This is a genomic window from Acinetobacter schindleri (genome assembly GCF_010918895.1).
Lineage (GTDB): Bacteria > Pseudomonadota > Gammaproteobacteria > Pseudomonadales > Moraxellaceae > Acinetobacter > Acinetobacter schindleri.
In genome coordinates, this window is sequence record NZ_CP044483.1 from 559,780 (window position 1) to 579,100 (window position 19,321).

Annotated in this window: 14 protein-coding genes and 1 riboswitch; of the genes, 7 read left to right on the top strand and 7 right to left on the bottom strand. The window is 41.4% G+C overall.

Annotation, left to right across the window (positions count from 1 at the left end):
• Nucleotides 1–7: 7 nt before the first annotated feature.
• The 3 genes from FSC11_RS02825 (at nt 8) to FSC11_RS02835 (ending at nt 4,457) form a co-directional block, all read left to right on the top strand.
• On the top strand, nt 8–694 hold the full coding sequence (locus tag FSC11_RS02825; RefSeq protein WP_004891477.1) for a response regulator: 687 nt from the start codon (nt 8–10) through the stop codon (nt 692–694).
• Between the two features lie 294 nt (nt 695–988).
• Nucleotides 989–2,344: an amino acid permease gene (locus FSC11_RS02830; RefSeq protein ID WP_163165033.1), complete on the top strand. Its 1,356-nt coding sequence runs from the start codon at nt 989–991 to the stop codon at nt 2,342–2,344.
• Between the two features lie 430 nt (nt 2,345–2,774).
• Nucleotides 2,775–4,457: a carboxypeptidase-like regulatory domain-containing protein gene (locus tag FSC11_RS02835; protein ID WP_163165035.1), complete on the top strand. Its 1,683-nt coding sequence runs from the start codon at nt 2,775–2,777 to the stop codon at nt 4,455–4,457.
• A 137-nt stretch (nt 4,458–4,594) separates the two neighbouring features.
• Here the strand turns inward: FSC11_RS02835 and FSC11_RS02840 are convergent, their stop codons facing one another.
• The 6 genes from FSC11_RS02840 to FSC11_RS02865 all read right to left on the bottom strand — a co-directional run bounded on the left by FSC11_RS02840 (nt 4,595) and on the right by FSC11_RS02865 (nt 13,257).
• The gene (locus FSC11_RS02840) at nt 4,595–5,836 is read right to left on the bottom strand and encodes a KGG domain-containing protein (protein ID WP_205681852.1); all 1,242 of its coding nucleotides are present in this window, start codon (nt 5,834–5,836) and stop codon (nt 4,595–4,597) included.
• Between the two features lie 790 nt (nt 5,837–6,626).
• Complete coding sequence (locus FSC11_RS02845) at nt 6,627–8,072, bottom strand: protein adenylyltransferase SelO (protein WP_163165037.1); 1,446 nt, start codon at nt 8,070–8,072, stop codon at nt 6,627–6,629.
• Between the two features lie 125 nt (nt 8,073–8,197).
• Nucleotides 8,198–9,364 (bottom strand): acyl-CoA desaturase, encoded by a 1,167-nt coding sequence (locus tag FSC11_RS02850; protein ID WP_163165039.1) that lies wholly within the window; start codon nt 9,362–9,364, stop codon nt 8,198–8,200.
• A gap of 516 nt (nt 9,365–9,880) precedes the next feature.
• A complete protein-coding gene (locus FSC11_RS02855; protein ID WP_163165041.1) occupies nt 9,881–10,594 on the bottom strand; it encodes a glycerophosphodiester phosphodiesterase in 714 nt (237 codons plus the stop codon).
• 145 nt (nt 10,595–10,739) lie between these two features.
• Complete coding sequence (locus tag FSC11_RS02860; protein WP_004816112.1) at nt 10,740–11,324, bottom strand: cob(I)yrinic acid a,c-diamide adenosyltransferase; 585 nt, start codon at nt 11,322–11,324, stop codon at nt 10,740–10,742.
• A gap of 94 nt (nt 11,325–11,418) precedes the next feature.
• Complete coding sequence (locus FSC11_RS02865; RefSeq protein ID WP_163165043.1) at nt 11,419–13,257, bottom strand: TonB-dependent receptor plug domain-containing protein; 1,839 nt, start codon at nt 13,255–13,257, stop codon at nt 11,419–11,421.
• Between the two features lie 38 nt (nt 13,258–13,295).
• Nucleotides 13,296–13,514, bottom strand: a riboswitch (cobalamin riboswitch).
• Nucleotides 13,515–13,659: 145 nt separating this feature from the next.
• On the opposite strand from FSC11_RS02865, the gene FSC11_RS02870 reads away from it, so the two are divergent.
• From FSC11_RS02870 to FSC11_RS02880, 3 genes are all read left to right on the top strand, one after another.
• Nucleotides 13,660–14,301, top strand: a complete 642-nt coding sequence (locus FSC11_RS02870; RefSeq protein ID WP_253170761.1) for a phosphoribosylanthranilate isomerase — start codon at nt 13,660–13,662, stop codon at nt 14,299–14,301.
• Nucleotides 14,285–15,514 carry a tryptophan synthase subunit beta gene (trpB, locus tag FSC11_RS02875; RefSeq protein ID WP_004816119.1) on the top strand — a complete coding sequence of 410 codons (1,230 nt, stop codon included), beginning with the start codon at nt 14,285–14,287 and terminating at the stop codon, nt 15,512–15,514. The genes FSC11_RS02870 and trpB overlap by 17 nt, the downstream gene beginning before the upstream one ends.
• Nucleotides 15,515–16,175: 661 nt before the next feature.
• Nucleotides 16,176–17,168: a DUF2804 domain-containing protein gene (locus FSC11_RS02880; RefSeq protein WP_103800925.1), complete on the top strand. Its 993-nt coding sequence runs from the start codon at nt 16,176–16,178 to the stop codon at nt 17,166–17,168.
• A gap of 58 nt (nt 17,169–17,226) precedes the next feature.
• Here the strand turns inward: FSC11_RS02880 and FSC11_RS02885 are convergent, their stop codons facing one another.
• On the bottom strand, nt 17,227–18,105 hold the full coding sequence (locus tag FSC11_RS02885) for a metal-dependent hydrolase (RefSeq protein ID WP_163165047.1): 879 nt from the start codon (nt 18,103–18,105) through the stop codon (nt 17,227–17,229).
• A gap of 143 nt (nt 18,106–18,248) precedes the next feature.
• On the opposite strand from FSC11_RS02885, the gene FSC11_RS02890 reads away from it, so the two are divergent.
• Nucleotides 18,249–19,289 carry a helix-turn-helix domain-containing protein gene (locus FSC11_RS02890; RefSeq protein ID WP_163165049.1) on the top strand — a complete coding sequence of 347 codons (1,041 nt, stop codon included), beginning with the start codon at nt 18,249–18,251 and terminating at the stop codon, nt 19,287–19,289.
• Nucleotides 19,290–19,321: the final 32 nt, after the last annotated feature.

Here is a 19,321-nt window from a genome sequence, read left to right on the forward strand (position 1 = left end):
TTTATTCATGAAACACATTATGCTGGTTGAAGACGAAGTCGAACTTGCACAATTGGTGCGAGACTATCTAGAAGCTGCTGGTTTTGAAGTCAGCATGTTTCATGATGGACAGGAAGCTTATAACAGTTTCACTCAACGTAAGCCGAGCCTGATGATTTTGGACCTGATGGTGCCACGTATGGACGGCCTGACCATCTGCCGTAAGGTGCGTGAGCAGTCCGATCTACCGATTATCATGGTGACGGCACGTACTGAAGAAATTGACCGTGTACTCGGCCTGAATATGGGTGCAGATGACTATATCTGTAAACCATTTAGTCCGAAGGAACTGGTCGCGCGCGTGCAGGCAGTTCTACGCCGTTTGGATCGTAAAGCTGAACCGGAAAGCAATGATTTGTTCCGTATGGATAAATCGCAACAGCGCATCTGGTATCAACAAAAAGCGCTGAACCTGACCCCAACAGAATTCCGTTTATTAGAACTGTTTTTGGAACATGTGGGTCAGGTGTATTCACGTGCGCAGTTGCTGGATCATATTAACCCGGACAGCTTCGATGTGGCAGACCGTGTGATTGATAGTCATATCAAGAACCTGCGCCGCAAGATTTCCGAGGCTGCTGAAACGGGTAACCGTCATGAGTGGATTCAGGCAGTTTATGGTGTAGGTTACCGTTTTGAATATCCTGAGGACTAACTCTGGTTCAAGGAAATCACGAAAGCGAATAGATTTTCTCTATTCGCTTTTTTATTCACTAAAGAATACTGTGGTACGTTTTACTATAAAAATAGCGCGATAAAAGCAACTTAAATGGATATCTGAATTGGTGAGGAATAGGAGATCGATACTCGAGCACGTAAAAATTTGATGAAAGAAACCTTCTTAAATAAAAAATAAAAGTTTAAGAACTAATCACTTAAATTTATGAGTTAGCTGATTGGCACTAGACTCGGTACAATCCTATTTTTTTATTCATTATGAGAATATGTTTTGGAGAGTGAAACACCGCAGCTTCAACGCCGTTTGAAGAATCGTCATATCCAGCTGATTGCCATGGGCGGTGCGATTGGTACCGGTCTATTTCTAGGTTCAGCTCATATTATTCAGTCTGCTGGTCCATCCATTATTTTGGGTTATCTGATGGGCGGTTTGATTGCTTTCCTGATTATGCGCCAACTCGGTGAAATGATTGTACATGAACCTGTAACCGGTTCATTTAGCTATTTCGCCTTTAAACATTGGGGGAAGTTTCCAGGATTTTTAACAGGCTGGAATTACTGGATTCTGTATATTCTGGTAGCGATGACTGAGCTGACTGCGGTTGGTAAATATATCAATTACTGGTGGCCAGAAATTCCTGCATGGGTTTCGGTTTTATTTTTCTTTATTCTGGTCACTGGCATGAATTTGACCAATGTAAAGATTTATGGCGAATCTGAATTCTGGTTATCAATGATAAAAGTCCTTGCGATTGTCGCGATGATTTTATTTGGGATTTATTTACTAGTCACTGCTGATGTTGATTCTACTGCTTCAATAACGAACTTATGGGCACATGGTGGTTTCTTCCCGAATGGCTTTGAAGGACTGTTTTATATGCTGGCCTTTATGATGTTTGCATTTGGCGGGATTGAGCTGATCAGTATGGCTGCTGCGGAAACTGAAAATCCGGATCAGAATATTCCAAAAGCTGTAAATCAAACTGTAATTCGTGTATTTCTATTTTATATCTGTTCACTTGCAATTCTATTATCACTTGTGCCGTGGAATCAGCTGAACTTAGGTGATTTAGAGCATAGTCCATTCGTGATGATTTTTAATCTGATGGGTATTGATTGGGCCGCCCACTTATTAAATTTTATTATTTTGACAGCCTCGCTGTCGGTGTGTAATAGCGGGATGTATGCCAATAGCAGAATGCTATTAGGCCTGGCAGAGCAGGGTAATGCTCCAAAAGCCTTTAAGAAGGTGAATGCACGAGGAATTCCAGTACTAGCGGTGCTATTCTCAGCATTACTGATTTTTGGCTGTGTTTTATTAAACTATTTTGTACCTGAAAAAGCCCTAAGCTATCTGATTTATATTGTGGTGGCAGCAGCGGTACTGAACTGGATCATGATCACACTGATTCATCTTAAATTTAAGCAAGCCATTCGTCTCCAAACTGTACAAACTAAATTCCCTGCATTGTTTTCACCCCTGAGTAACTATCTGGTTTTAGCCTTTATGCTGACAGTGCTCTATATCATGTGGGATCAAGGTTTCATGTTGTCAGTACTGATGTTGCCAGTGTGGATTGTAATATTATTTATTCTTTTCAAAATATTACAGGCCAAGAAAACTTAAATTTTTTATTCTTTTAAAAATGGGTTCATTAGAGCCCATTTTTATGTGCCTTTTTTCATGCTTTAGTAGAAAATAATAATGTGATTTATATTTGCTTGAATAATTGAAGTTGGAATAAATTGATTTATCCATATTCTATTTAAAACAAGGTGATATAATTCTTATTAAGGGTAAATCTGGTAACTAATTATAAATATTCTTATGAAAAAAATAAGTATTAAAAGATAATTTAATTGAGGGGTTGATTGAATTAATAAAATAGAATTTTATATTAATAAATACTTTTTGAATAATTGGGTTTGAAATAATTTATATTTTTATTTTCTATGGATTTGTTATATATTTTTTAGGCTTCTTAATAATAAAAATAAATACCTATTAAAAGGCGAATTATAAGAATTAATTTATTATTTTAATAAGGATTTTACTCATGAAACTCAATATTATAGCAACAATGCTGCTTGCCTCTACGGGAATGATAATGACTGGCTGTGGTTCAGATTCAGGCAGTTCTGGTAACTCTACACCACCATCTCAAACGACCCCGGAAGAAACCGTCACGCCAGCAAATGGAGTAGAAAGATTAATCATTACTGATGCAAGTCATCTGGCGCTTGCAGATGCTGACATTCGAATTTTATCAGCTGCACAATGGAGTAATAACGTCACCAGTATTTCTGATAATAATACGGTTGATCACAGTCTCTTTGTCCAGTATGACCGTCTTCCGGTGATTAGTGATTTCTCCTCGGCACGAGAATATACAACAGACCATTTGGGTGTTTCTGGTTCAGTTCATTTAGCACCAGGTATTTACTATATTTTGGTCAGAAAGCATTCTGAAACTGCAATCGTGCCATTCATTATTCACCCGACAAATACCAATAAGGAATTGTCGATCAACGTGCCTTTAACTTGTAATAATGCTGAATGTGGAACGATTCATCCGGTAAATGAAGCAATTATTGGGACACTATCAGGGCAAGTTCTGGTGCAAGGTCAGCCTTTGGCAAATGCACAGGTTTCATTATCAGGTGGTGCGGCTACCAATGGCGCATTCGTTACAGCATTAACTGATACGAAAGGATATTTCAGTCTAGCTTTTAATGTATCTGATGAGCTTGGCGATACCTTAAAAAATGCAACGCTTATGATCAGCGCACCCGGGTATATAAGTTTAACAAAGCAGGTTGCAGTGACGTCCTCTATTTCAGGGGGTAGTCAATTTACCTTGATACAAAATACTGAAGCTACGACCAGTATTTGGCAGGAAACTTTTGAAGAAGACTCTGCTACCCGAGATGAATGGGAAAATGCCTCTACAGTTGAAGAAACAAAATGGTCTTTACTGCAAAAAAATCACAAGATTATCAATAAAGATGTGAATCGTTTAGTGACCTTGGCACCAGATGATAGCAGTAATGGCAAACTGCCAGATCCTGCTCAAGGCAATTATGCATATTGGTATGGCAATGGTGTTGCAGGTAGTTTCTTAAATAAAGAAGCCAGTCTTTTAACCGAGGAAGGGCAGCCAGTAGAAACAAGACTGAATGGTGGAACGTCAGCACAGGCGTATTATGGAACACTGACTTCACCAGTAATTGACCTGAGCACTACACAAAAACCAATCAGCTTAAGTTTTAAAACCTGGTGGGAAATTGAATCAGTAAATCCAAGTAGCAGAGGGTATGATGCCATGGATGTGGAAGTTTCAGTGAATGGAGGGGAATTTAAAAAACTGGCGCGATTAAATCCGCTGTCTGATCCGCAAACAGATTATAACCGCTGGTCAATTCCATTCTCAAACTTTGGCTTTAACCTTGCACCTCAATTTGCCCAGCAAGAAGCTATTTCTTTAGATGAATATGCGGGGCAATCCAATGTTAAAATCCGGTTTAAATTCGATACTGTCGATCAGTACTATAATGCATATCGTGGCTGGATTATTGATGACATTGTGATTCAAAACCAGCCTGGTACTTTCCCGCTTTATAGCAACAATGAGGAAGTAGATGACGAGGTTTCGATGTTTGTCGCAAAAGCAGCGAAAGCTTTAATGCAATTGGCATCGAGTTCCCGATGGATAGAAAATCCGCCAGAGCGTACTCAATAAAATAGCATGTAAATAAATCATATAAAAAGCGAGCAGACTAATCTGCTCGCTTTAAACTTATAAGAAATTCAAAATGTTTTTCTTTTTAGAAAAATATAAACCTTTCATCTATATCTTTCCGGTTGCTCCCAAATAATTTACCTGGAAGTGAAGCGACCTCGGTCATCGCGTGGCGGGGTATTTCTTCCGCCTCGACCTCCCGAACGACCGCGATCGTCATCATCATCACGGCTGCGACTGCGTCCACGACCACCTGAGCGACCACGATCGTCATCATCGTCGTCATCACGGCTACGGCCACGGCCTCGACCGCTGGAACGACCACGATCGTCATCATCATCGTCGTCATCACGGCTGCGACCACGACCTCGACTGCTGGAACGACCGCGATCATCATCATCGTCATCACGGCTGCGACCACGTCCACGATTACTTGAACGGCCACGATTATCATCATCGTCGTCATCACGGCTGCGTCCACGACCTCGACTGCTGGAACGACCGCGATCGTCATCATCATCGTCATCACGGCTGCGACCACGACCTCGACCACCGGAACGACCGCGATCATCATCGTCGTCATCACGGCTACGGCCACGTCCACGAACATTTGAGCGGCCACGATCGTCATCATCATCGTCATCACGGGCGCGACTGCGTCCACGACCACTTGAACGGCCGCGATCGTCATCATCGTCGTCATCACGGTTACGACCACGGCCTCGACCATTTGAGCGGCCACGATCGTCATCATCATCGTCGTCATCACGGCTGCGTCCACGACCTCGACTGCTGGAACGACCGCGATCGTCATCATCATCGTCATCATGGTTACGACCACGGCCTCGACCATTTGAGCGGCCACGATCGTCATCATCATCATCATCATCATCACGGCTACGGCCACGTCCACGACCACTTGAGCGACCGCGATCGTCATCATCATCGTCATCACGGTTACGACTACGGCCTCGACCATTTGAGTGGCCACGATCGTCATCATCATCGTCGTCATCACGGCTGCGGCCACGACCTCGACCGCTGGAACGACCGCGATCGTCATCTTCGTCGTCATCACGGCTGCGACCTCGACCGCTGGAACGATCGCGATCGTCATCTTCGTCGTCATAGCTGCTGCGGCGTCCTGAATGACTACGGCTACCAGCTTCACGGGCTTCTTCTGAGGTAAATTCATGTGCATTACCGCTTCGATGAGCCGCACGTCCTGCTTCTCTGGCTTCTTCAGAGCTAAATTCGTGAGCATTTCCACTGGCATGGGCAGCTCGACCGCCTTGACTTGCTATTTCTCGTTGTCTTTCGGAGTCCATACTTGCAAATCCGCGATTTGAAGTATCGTTATCATTATCTTGAGTTGCCATGTTTTCCTTCCTTTAAATTATTTTTTTCAGCAAAGGTTAATTTGCCTGTACTAAGGTAGGAGCTAAAAGTTAAATACAGAAGGGATATTATGTGACTGAATTTAAAAATAGTAATACCAGTTTTTATTTTTATTATTAGAAAATGAAGAGTTAGTTGTTAATCTGTATTTTTTAATTACAGAGAACGACAATTCAATCTCATTATTTTACGCATAAAAAATATAGAGAGAAGAAAAATAGGAGTTGTGTATATATTCTGAGATGTCTAACTATATATTTAAATTTACTAGGTTAAGTCTGTTAATTATTTTATTAAAATAATAAGCTCAGTTATAAATTTAAATAATTAATAAAATAGAAATAATAATATAAGAGATAATAAATAATTTTTTAGAAGGTGGATAATTTGATCTGCTTCAATAGTTCAATATCTTTCTGTTTCACTCGAGATAAATTGAAAGCCATCTGTTGATAAGAGTTTTTTATCAACTCTTTGATTGGAGATGCATCGAGATTTGGCTCTTCCAATCCTATAATTTAATGTTTTTTATTCATATGCCAACTGATGCGGATATAAGGGTAAATATCTCGTAGTATTTTTCTATATTCAATTTTCAGCTTAACTGTATACATCACTGCTCTCACTGAACGATTGGGTACAACTGACCTCATGGAGAGAGTGTGATTTTCAGATGCTATTGGGTGCAAGGTCATAAGCTTTGAATAATTTAAAGAAAAGTTGTGGATAATTTAAATATTATCCACAGCTTAGTGGAAAGTTGTGAATAAATTAAGATGAACAACTCACCATGACTTCTGGGACATCACTTGGTAAAGGGCCTAAATCTTCAGGCTGTTCGAGTTCTGATTGCTTGGTAAATGGCTGGCCAAGTAACTTGAACAGGCGATCTACTTCTGAGAAGTCATCTGCTTCAGCAAGCTCGATGGCTTTCTGGGCCATATGATTACGCAAAATATAATGTGGATTGGCTTTAGTCATTTGCGTATCCAGCTCAGTGGTATCTTGAAACTCGCGAATAGTTTCATACTGGCTCAAGAAACTTTCAAAAGCACGACGGTCTAAACAATCATCCTTAATGACGTCATACTCTTTATTCTGCAAACGGATAAAGTTTTGCGTGTAGTCCAATTGCTCAGATTGCAAGATACGCAGGAATGCCATGGCACAATCAAAACTGTCTTTGTGAAAACCTGGCAAGCCCATTTTTTGATTTAGACCGAGTTTATAGTGCTCCAGAAAAGTCGGCTCGTAATGCTCTAAACAAGCGGCTAAATCCTGCTTCCATTGTTCCCTGTCATAGTCAGTAGGGCAGAGTGGTACAAGATTATTCAGCCATTGCCATAGATTCCAGTGAGCAATACTTGGTTGCTGTTGATAGGTATAACGCCCTTGATAATCCGAGTGGTTATTGATCCAGTTCGGGCGGAAACGCTCCATAAATCCATAAGGACCAAAGTCCAGTGTAGAACCGGTGATATTCAGGTTGTCGGTATTCATGACGCCATGAGCAAAGCCGACCAGTTGCCACTTCGCAATCATCACAGCCGTACGTTGAATGACTTTTGTAGCACACGCCAGAATCGGCTGCTCTGCTTCAAGACATTCTGGATAATGCCACTCAATACATTTCTGGGCAAATTCACTCAAAAGATCAGGTTGATACTGATTAATCCATTCAAAATGACCAAAACGAATATGACACTCGGAAGTCCGTAGCATCATCGCGCCAGGTTCAAGTTTTTCACGCTGAATCCCTTGAGCAGAGGAGGTAAAACCAACAGCATTACTGGAAGCAATGCCTAAACAGTTTAGGGCATGGCCTGCAAGATATTCACGAATAACTGAACGTAATACAGCACGACCATCGCCCATGCGGGAATATGGTGTAGATCCAGCACCTTTTAAATGTAGATCAATAGTCTGATTATTTTTATCTAGAATTTGCGCAATCAATAGACCGCGTCCATCACCGAGCTGTCCCGCCCATTGGCCGAACTGATGCCCGGCATATACCATTGCGAGGGGTTCAAATTCAGCAAAAGTTTTCTGACCACTACAAATTTCTATCCATTCAGCTTTGTCCTGTTCCGACCACTGCAGCCGATCAGCCAAAGCCTCATTGAAATGACCTGCTTTAGGTCCTTTTAATGGAACCGGTTGTTGATGATGATAGAGGCGGGAAGAGAGCGTGTTATAACGGGCATTAAAGTGCATAGCAATCAGATTTAACGTATGTTTAGTTCACTATAACAAAGAATGATAACGAAAACTGTTGATCATTTTTGACCAGCTATAAATAAAAAATGCCCCGAATTCGGAGCATTTGTACAGTATCTAAATTATTCAGATACTGGCGTTTTTTTCAGGTTACGAACCAGTAAATTCAGAGTTTCACGGTGATGAGACAGGCGTTGCTCCACCAGCTGGAATTCCATCTTCAACTTGTCATCCATCTGATGGATTCTTTCAGCAACTGCTGCCTTTTTCACTTGAATTTCTTTTTCTTTTAGCTTAGCCCAGTCATTCAGGGTTTGTGTGAAAGCATCATATTCAAGAGCAATCTTGCTTTTGACATTGGCAATGTCTTCATTAACATCATGACCATACACGGCAAGATCTTGCTCGGCATATTTAAACTTCATTGCCAGCTCAGCTTTCTTGATGTTAAAGCTTGGAATACGGCGTAGGTTTTTTGCCAGACCCAGTTTAGAGCAGGTCCAGATCAACCATTTTGTTGGATCATACTGCCACCATTTCACCCCATTACGGTAATCGTACTGGAAAATGTGATGGTAATTATGATAACCCTCACCCCAGGTGGCAATTGCTAACCAGAAGTTATCACGTGCTGTATTTTCATCGGTATATGGACGTGAACCCCACATGTGACACAATGAGTTAATGAAGAAAGTCACGTGATGGCTCAGAATCAGACGAAGTAGACCACCGAGTAACAATACACCCCAGACATCGCCTACTGCCCAGCCAATAGGAAGCAGAATCGCAGCATGCACAGCAATCACCAGCGGTACATAGTACTTATGCTGGAACATCACGACTTTGTCATTCTGCAGGTCAGGTGCATTTTTGTAGTTCGGTTCTGCTGCTGGATAATCACGAAGCATCCAGCCTAGGTGCGCATACCAGAAACCATTGTTGATCGAGTATGGATCTTTTTCGACATCATCGACATGGCGGTGATGGGTACGGTGACCTGAGCCCCAGTACAAAATACTGTTTTGTACAGCAAATGTACCCATAATCATCAGAATGATTTTTAGTGGTAAAGTCGCTTCATAAGCACGATGTGCCCAAAGACGATGGTAACCCGCTGTAATACCAAGGCTACTAACGCCAAGTAAAACAAACATACTGATCCAGGCAGCAAGACTGAAATCATGGTGATACGCATACAACGGGATCGCAATGACAGCTACGATTGGTAATGCAACCAAAGCAAATACAGCGACCCAGTTAATTGGGGCTTGAGGTAGGGGAGCATTCATCTCCAACAGCACTCCTGGAACCTAGGAAGAAGATGTTTCTGAACCTAGGAAGGTATATCTAAAAGGCCAAATCCTCTAAGCTTTATAGGGGATTGAACTTATGCATATTAACATGGGCAATAGGGTGGCACTAGCTTTATTGCACAGGTGTATTGTACTTATGAGTAACAGAATAATTAAAACGAAATGTGACATTTTTAAGCTGTGATAAGGTGCAGTTTTTAACCATCAAAATTAAGAATTTGACCTGTTACGAAGCAGAAAATTTCTATTTAGTTCATGCGTGTATCAGTATTAGTCATATAAACATAAGGTCGCAATAAATCGTTCTAAAAATGTATCATCAGTCATGACCATCAGGTCCGTACTTTCATGGAAGCTCTCCATAATGAGTACACTGTTAATAAGATTAGATACAGATGTATAGCAATATGTTTACTCAGCTTTTCACTATCTGACAATTAAAAGAAAACCTCTTAAATCTAAGAGGTGGAGAAAACAAAAAATTTATTATCTTTAGAGTTGTTGCAGCATAAGTTTAGGATAATCAGTGATTAAACCTTGTACACCTAAATCACGTAATTCTTTGGCACGCTCAATATCGTTGACTGTCCATACACTGATATTCAGTTGGGCAGTTTGAGTTGCCTTAATCATTTCTTTGTTGGCCAATTCATTCATCCAGCCAATCTGACAACAACCCAGTTCAAGTGCCTGATCAATGGCTTTATGTTTTACATCAGTTTCAATCAATAAACCACGCTTAAACTGTGATTTTTGTTGTTGCAGTGCAGCATGAATTTTGGCATCAAAACTGGTGATAATAGCTGAATGTTCAAAGCCCTGGAGTTGTTGCTGTAATTCCAGGATGATTTGTTCCGCGGCAGCTTCGGAAGCCACTTCTTTGATTTCGACTTCGATATGATCAAAGTTCTGAATGACATTTAAAGTCTGATTTAAAAGAGGAGTTGGTTCAACCTGATTCCATTCAGACCATTGTACGGCATGATTATATGGAGACAGTTCTTCACGGTTGCATTCATAGAGATGCTTTTGCTGGCCTGTGGTACGTACAAAATCATCATCATGCATAATAATCAAGACATTGTCTTTAAGTTGACGTACGTCAAACTCAACCGCGCGAATCCCGATTTCCTGAATATATTGAAATCCACCGAGGGTGTTTTCTGGTGCTTCCCCACGCGCACCACGATGGCCGATTATACGCATGTTGCGATAACCTGAAAAAATAAAGATAAATACATGATGTCGAATAATTATGACGGAACAATGACGATATTCTGCGCCATTGGAACTTTATTGCAAAGATCGTCGACGCAGATTTTTCTGTGGAGTTTAATAAGTTTTAGCGGTTTTATTGATCAATAGTTTCATTGATATTTTTCTGCCATAGTACTTCAGAACCACCTTCAGCACGTTGTAAGGTACGTGAAGCTACAAATAACCAGTCTGATAGGCGGTTAAGTAGTTGAAGTGAGGTTGCCTGAATATTCTGGTCACGACTATGTACAGACATGACACTGCGCTCAGCTCGACGGCAAACAGCGCGTGCCTGATGGGCATAGCTACAAGACAATGAACCTGCTGGCAAAATAAAGTCTTTCAGCATTGGTAAGGCTTCATTCATGCGGTCAATATCATTTTCTAAAAAATCAATAGATACCGGTTGAACCAAGTTAAAACCGGGAATACAGACCTCACCACCCAAATCAAACAACCAGTGCTGGATCAGGCTAAGTGATTTGTCCCAAGTCGCTTTATCTTCAATTGGACTTATGCTGATCTGGGAGCGTAATACACCAATGGTTGCGTTGAGTTCATCAACATCACCCAAAGCGGTGATACGTAAATCATCCTTGGCAACGCGTGAACCATCACCGAGACCTGTAGTTCCTGAATCGCCGGTACGGGTATAGATTTTACTTAAACGGTGGCCCATGTAATTTCCTTAAAATTTTGATATCTCAATTTAAAAAGGATAATGCCACAGGCATGACATTATCCTCAAAAGTATTTGTTCAAGCTGGATGAAATTAGTATTTGAAAGTTACACCGGCAGAGGCAAGGCGGCCGCCGTTAATGTAGTAACTGCCGCTACCATAAGCTGTACGATATTTGCTATCACCCACATTTTGAATATTAGCAAATAACTTCACAGCTTCATTAACGTTGTAATAACCATGCATATCAATATTGAAATGACCTGGAATACGGACATTATCGTATGCGCTATTATCAGAAGATGAGTTAGCAGTCAGGGTAGTAGAAAAACCAAAAGTTGGTTCCTGCCAACCAGTCGTAAATGCTGCTTTTTGACGAGGGCGACGGCTCAAATCTTCATTTGTGGAATCATCTTGGGCCCGTACATAATTGTATGTTGCATTCGCATAAAGATGTTCGCCAGCCCATTTCAGGTAAACTTCAGTACCCTCAAATGTCGCCTTGTCCAAGTTTTTAAATTTATAACCCGTTGCACCAGTCGCATCAATTAAATGATCTACTTGATTTCGATATAGGGAAATACCACTACTAAACCCATAAGTAAGTTTTTGATCTAAACCGATTTCATAAGAAATACTTTCTTCCGGTTTTAAATCCGGATTGCCAGATGAACTATATAGCTCATTCAATGTGGGTGAACGGAAAGCTGTACCGATATTTGTATAAATACTAGTTAGTGGCAGAATCTGATAGCGAACAGCAGCCTGTCCTATTGTATGAGTACCATATTGTTCATGATCTTCAATACGAAGGCCAACCTGTGTGTTTAAGCCAGAATGATTGTATTGGTGTTGAATGTAATAACCTTGAGAATCTACGTCGGTATCATATTTTTTGCCATATGATAAAACGTCACCTTTAATATTCTGGAAAGTGGAACCAAGTAAAATATTTTGGTGAGGGGTGATTTGCCATTTACCGTATAGTTCAGCTTCCTGAGTTTTACTTAATACATAATCAAGTTCGCCAAGGTAATTAGGATCATTTTGATACAGATCATCTTTGAACTGAGATAATCGTGCATTTAGTTCAATAGAAGGCTGGACTTGAATATGACCTTTCAGGTTAATAATTTCATTTTTGAAATCCTGATCGGTCAAAGCACCAAAATTATCATATTGGCTGTTGCCTTCATTTTGGCTGTAGTCTAAAGACAGACCGTAAGCATCTTTATCTACACCAATTTTGGCACTATAGCCTTTTTGTTCGAAAGCAGCTTTAGGGTTATTTTTAATTTCTTTAACTGCTGTTCCATCTGTTTCTAAGCGTTGACCACGGATTTGGGCATAAAGTCCGTCTTCGGCCAGATCAGCGCCTACCAATGATTTATAAGTTTTATTTTCGCCGATTTCTCCAGTAACAAATGCACTTGTTTTTTCAGGCGTTTTCGAAATGAGTTGTATCACACCACCAATAGCATCTGTTCCATAAAGTACAGATGCTGGGCCTTTGAGAATTTCAATTTGCTTGATATCGGTCGTATCAAGGAAAGGAATACTTGCAGCACCTGTAGTTGCGGTATTTAAGCGGACACCATCCCGTAGAACTAGCGTTTGAGTCGAGTTTGTACCCCGAAGAAAAATTGAGGATTGCTGTCCCAAGTCACCTAATTGGACAATATTTGCTGAAGCTTCTGATTTTAAAAGCTCAGGAAATGAGGCTATAGGAGATTGCTCAAGGACTTGTGGCTCAATAATCGAAATTCGCGCTGGCACATTTTCAATTTTTTCCTCAGAACGTGTAGCCGTAACGACAATCGTATCTAAAGCCACTTTCGCTACTCTTTGCTCTGCAGCATAAACAGAAGATGCGAAACCCAACGCAAGTGCGATCGAACCCGCTAAAGCAGCAGGCTGAAATTGAATAGTCATGATATGTGCTCCATACATTCACTCCCCGTGAATGATTGAGTTAAAGAACACAACAAGCAGGTATCCGGACTTAAATGTGCAGGGCCGTTGCCATGCTGCCAATCCACCTTCCCACATCTCTATATCATTATATGCAGTGGTGTAAACCTGAGGTTTAAACTGATTGACGTTTCATTTTTTACCGTTGCGGGGGCAGTGCTGGATTTACACCAGCTTCCCTAAAGCAGAAAGCTTTGACTTGTTGCAAGTTGAGCGCAGTATAAGTCGAGCATGTCATTTAAACAATCTGAATAAATAAATATCAGATCGAACTTTACGCAAGCTATAAAAATTGCTTTACAATGATTTGCTCAATTTTATAGATCGGCTATGACATTGAGGAAATTTTCGAGCCAAATCAATATGCGAACCCGTGCCAAAATTTGTGGAATTACCCGAGTTGAAGATGTACATGCTGTAGTCAATGCAGGCTGTGATGCGATTGGATTTGTATTTTATCCGCCGAGTCCGCGTAGTGTGACTTTAGCGCAGGCTGAAATACTGATTCAGACAGTTCCTGCCTATGTACAGGCAGTGGGATTATTCGTAAATAGCAGTGCCGATGAAATTCAGACTATTTTAAAAACTGTGCCGCTGGATATCCTGCAATTTCATGGTGATGAAACACCAGAGCAGTGTCAGTCGATTGCCAGACAGGTTGGACGCCGTTGGTACAAAGCCATTCAGGTCAAATGCGGTCTGGATGTAGTAGCTGAAATTCAAAAATATCAGGATGCAGGCGCAAGTGCAGTATTGTTAGACGCATGGCATCCAGATTTAAAAGGTGGAACTGGGCATAGTTTTGACTGGACCACTTTCCCTAAACTCAATATTCCTTTGATCTTGGCAGGGGGATTAAATCCTGACAATATCGAACAGGCAATTCTCACCACACATGCGTATGCGGTGGATGTGAGCGGCGGTGTCGAGTCCGCAAAAGGTATTAAAGACCAACAACTCATCGAACGCTTTATGCAAGGAGTCCTACGTGGATCAGCAAAATAATGTGATTGACTATACCCAATTCCCTGATGCAAAAGGGCATTTCGGTATTCATGGCGGGCGTTTTGTGTCAGAAACTCTTATGGCAGCTCTGGAAGACCTGGAGAAGCTGTATTTCCGTATGAAAAATGACGAACAGTTTTTGGCAGAATTCGACCGTGACCTCGCTTACTACGTAGGTCGTCCAAGTCCGCTTTATCATGCTGAACGATGGTCGAAAGAGTTGGGTGGTGCGCAAATTTACTTGAAACGTGAAGACTTGAACCATACAGGTTCGCATAAAGTAAATAACACGATTGGTCAGGCGCTGCTGGCAAAACTGTCTGGTAAAAAACGTATTATTGCGGAAACTGGTGCAGGTCAGCATGGCGTTGCAACAGCAACCATCGCAGCACGTTTGGGTCTTGAATGTGTTGTATATATGGGCGCAGATGATGTAAAACGTCAGGCCATGAACGTGTATCGTATGCGTTTGTTGGGTGCAAAAGTTGTTGCAGTAGAAAGTGGCTCTAAAACTTTGAAAGATGCCATGAACGAAGCAATGCGCGATTGGGTGACAAATGTTGATACTACATATTATGCAATCGGGACGGTAGCAGGCCCACACCCGTATCCGCAACTGGTTCGTGATTTCCAATCGATTATTGGTCGTGAAGCACGCCGTCAGATTCTGGAACAGGCGGGTCGTCTTCCGGATGCTCTGGTTGCTTGTGTCGGTGGCGGTTCAAATGCGATGGGTTTGTTCTATCCATTCCTGAATGATCAAGATGTGAAAATGTATGGCGTTGAAGCAGCAGGTCATGGTATCGAAAGTGGTAAGCATTCTGCACCATTGAATGCTGGTCATGTCGGTGTGCTACACGGTAACCGTACTTATCTGATGTCTGACGAACAAGGTCAGATTATCGAAACGCATTCGATTTCTGCGGGTCTGGATTATCCGGGTGTTGGACCGGAACACAGCTTCCTGAAAGATATGGATCGCGTGAAATACGTACCGATCAATGATGAAGAAGCATTACAAGGTTTCCGTGATCTTACCAAGATCGAAGGTATTATTCCTGCGCTAGAAAGCTCACATGCGATGGCATACGTAACCAAACTTGCTCCAACGATGTCTAAAGACCAGATCATCATTGCCACTGTTTCAGGTCGTGGTGATAAAGACTTGATGACCGTTGCAGGTATTGATGGCGTGGAAATGGTTGAGATGTAAATAATCTCCCTAACCCTCTTTACGAAAGAGGGAATAACCCTCCTTTGAAAAAGGAGGGTTGGGAGGATTTAAAAATCGTATTCAAGCAATTGAGTGCGATTTTTTTATGCAATAAAAATCCTCCTTCTTTGTAAAAGGAGAGGGAGGCAAGGATTGAGAGTTACCGCCTTCTTTTTAATGCTTACGTATGAGCAGATCGGTTAGACAATATAGATGTTGCCGTAAGGCTGAGGTATAGGGATATACTTGCAGTCATTACAAAATAGTTTTGTTTCTTTTGCCAAAACAAAAGTAAGGATTTACTAAAGAATCAATATGCAGACTTATAATGAAAATGGGTGTGTGAGAAACATGCTTCAAAAACTTTTCTTCAGGTAGATATTATTCTGGAAAAGCCCAAAGTAACCAAAGGCTTTTTAATCAGAAGACATTACATCCTGATAATGCTGCTCAATGACCCACATCCATGTCGCAAAAAATGTCTCCTATACAGATAACTAAAATTTTGGATCCTCATAAAAAGAATGAGATTCAAATGAAATCAAATCCTTGCTAATAATTTGGCGATAAACGGTAGAAAAATTTCCTTATCAAGACTAAGGAATTAGCATAATATTGAACACGGCTGTATAAACTCTCCGACTTAGATGGAATGCCTTATATGGATTTAATTCAGGCAAATGGACAACCCCGTTACGGACGTTTCAAAGAAATTCCCAAAAGTATCGATTACAATGCTTACCAGTACAAAACTCCTTATGGCCAGATTGTTGCCGGCTGGCGTAAGCATCTTAAATACAAAAAATTCAAATTCTGTAGCATTCAGCATGAACACTACAGTATTGGCGTAGCGATCGCTGATATTGCCTGGGCAGGGCATGGTTTCTTCTATATCTATGATCATCAGACCAATGAAGTGCGGGAATGGAATGCGATCAATTTTCTGTCACGTCACACTGTTTTAGATGAACAGCCACTGTTTAATCATAGTTATTTTCATAAATCTCCATACCAGATTGAAATCCAGCATGCCAATGGTGTGCGTTATATCACTGTGACCAAATATGGAGATATAAAGCTGAGTGCCCGGATTTTCTGTGCCGGAACAGATCCACTCAGTATGTGTAGTCCAACAGGTATTAATGGCTGGACTTATACCCAGAAATTAACGACTTTAGGCTGTGAAGGATATTTCGTTAACAAACAAGGGCAGACCATCCAGTTTAATGAACGTACCTTTGCTTCACTGGATGATACCTGTGGTTTTCTGCGTCCCGAAACAGCATGGTTCTGGTTATCTTGTAATTTTTGGGATACCAAGCAGAACCGGATTGGAATTAATCTTGCATCAGGCGTGAATGAAAGCTTTGGCAATGAAAACTGTCTATGGGTCAACGGCAAGATTTATGCCTTGACCGACGTGCTGTTTCAGCAGGAATCAGAAAATCAGTGGAGTATACACTCACTGGATGAGAAGCTGAATTTGCGTGTGACGACGGGCTGGCGCCGTTATGAAAATTTGAATCTGCGTCTGGTCGGTAGCCAGTTTAGCCAATGGCAGGCACGAGTATCCGGGACCATTCAGCAGGATGATCAGGAATATGTATTGTTAGATGAATATGCTTTGCTTGAACAGCATTATGCCAAATGGTAATCATCAGCAAGAAAAAAGCCTTTAGTTAAAGGCTTTTTTCTTTTATTACTTTTATTTTTTAGTCTTTAGCTGCTCGCCAGAATGCTTCACCCGCCTGAATTGGATCATCGGTTTCACTCAGTGTTTTTACCCAGACGTCATATTGAGCAATCACAGGATGCTGGCTAGGATGGAAATCCTTTTTAAACCAATCACCATACTGTTTGCCCATACGGGTCAGCTTGCCTTTTTTACCAAAGAACCATGGCAAGCCGCGAATATTCATCTGCAGACGTTGGCGTGGCGTAAATCCGTCATGCTTTAACATCACATTGGCCCGATAAATGGTAAAACCGATCATCAATACACTGGTCCATGCTAAGGTGAACTTTCTTAGGTTTTCTGGTACCTCACCCACTTGTTTCATTACATCAAACGCAACATCACGGTGTTCCATTTCCTCGATTGCATGCCAGGCAAATAGAGCTCGCACATAAGGATGCGCTGCTTTCAAGGTGTCTTTATAAGCATAGAAGGTTTCTGCCATCAGCGCAGTCATATGCTCAGCCGCAGCGGTCATGGCAATGTTGTATTGAGGTGAGCGTTTTTCCAGTTCGAATTTAAAAATTCTGTTTAAACGCTGAATGAATTGATCTACCGGCATACCTTGCTGTTTCATGATCTGGTTCATCTTTTCATGCGCAATACCGTGTTGTGCTTCCTGACGGATAAAGTCTGCTACACGTTTTTGTAGGTCAGGATCGGCAATTTTATCGCGAAATAGGCGTACGCTTTGAATGAAGTAGCGTTCACCATCCGGGAAAGTCAGACTCAAGGCGTCAAACATACGGGTCAGGAAAGGATCACCGCCAAACCAGAAGCGAGGAATTTCATCAAGTTTAAAGTCAAGATTGGTGCGAACCACCGGCTGTACAGTTGTTTTTAATGGTGCATTCATCTTTTGTCATTTTTGTTGATGTCGATGCTGACAGTATGTCGACCATTACACAAATTGTTTTGACAGTTATTGCCAATTTTTATACATTTTACGCCAAATGAAAATAAAACTTGTCAAATTGCTGCACTCATCGAGAATTACACATGCAGGACATAAGAATATCAAATGGTTATATTCAGCTGTGGGCTACGCATCTGCGCAGCCTGAATATAGAACCTCTGCAGGCTGATTTTCTTGAAGATCTAAATACTCCACTGCGCCATTTAATTGACCAGCCTTTTGATACTGAAGTTCCTCTTGAGTTATTAAACACAATTATTGGAAGAACCCAAACGCATCTGCATTGTCCGCAATTAATTTTTGAAATTGTCCAGTCTATTCGTCCGGAGCATTTTGGGGTATTGGGTTATATGGCCTCGAAAAGTAGCAGCATTTCCGAGATGATCGGTTATATCATGCGTTTTCAACGGCTAGTAGTGGATGGTAGTGAGTTTGTCCCTCTGCAGATAAAACAGCATGAACAAAGTATTGAACTGTACTGGGATTTTCTGCATGAGAAATATCAGTTGCTGAATGAATTAACGATTGCAGCGATGGTGCAACTGGGTCGTTATATTTTACAGGATCATCCGCTGGTACTACGTTGTGTTCGGTTAGCTCATGCACCGTTGATGGCGCAACGGCATTATCAGAAATTCTTTGGCGTGGACGTGCGTTTTTCTCAGGCCTATTATGGTTTTGAACTGGACTTAAAAGATTTAAAAATCAAGTCGGAACAGGCTGATCCGATGCTGTTACAGCTGCTCGTCCGCCAGGCTGAAGAAGCCATTGCTACCAGGTCTTCAAATGAATCAATATTACAGCAGGCACGAAAAATTATTGCTGATCAGCTACGTACTGAATATCAAGCAATTAAAATTGAACAACTGGCCCAGCAGTTATGGATGTCATCACGGAGTTTGCAGCGTTATTTAAGCGAGCAGGGCAGTTCCTTTAAAAAGTTGCTGGAACAGGAGCGAATGAAACGCTGTGAGACGTTATTACAGCAGGGGCTTAGCCTGACTGAAATTGCTCAGCAGTTGGATTATTCTGATCAATCTGCATTGGCGCGTGCCTATAAAGCTGCAACTGGGCAAACACTTTTACAGGCACGAAAAATTTTCAAAACAAAGGAGGAAAAATAGAAATAAAAAAGCGACCCATAAGGATCGCTGAT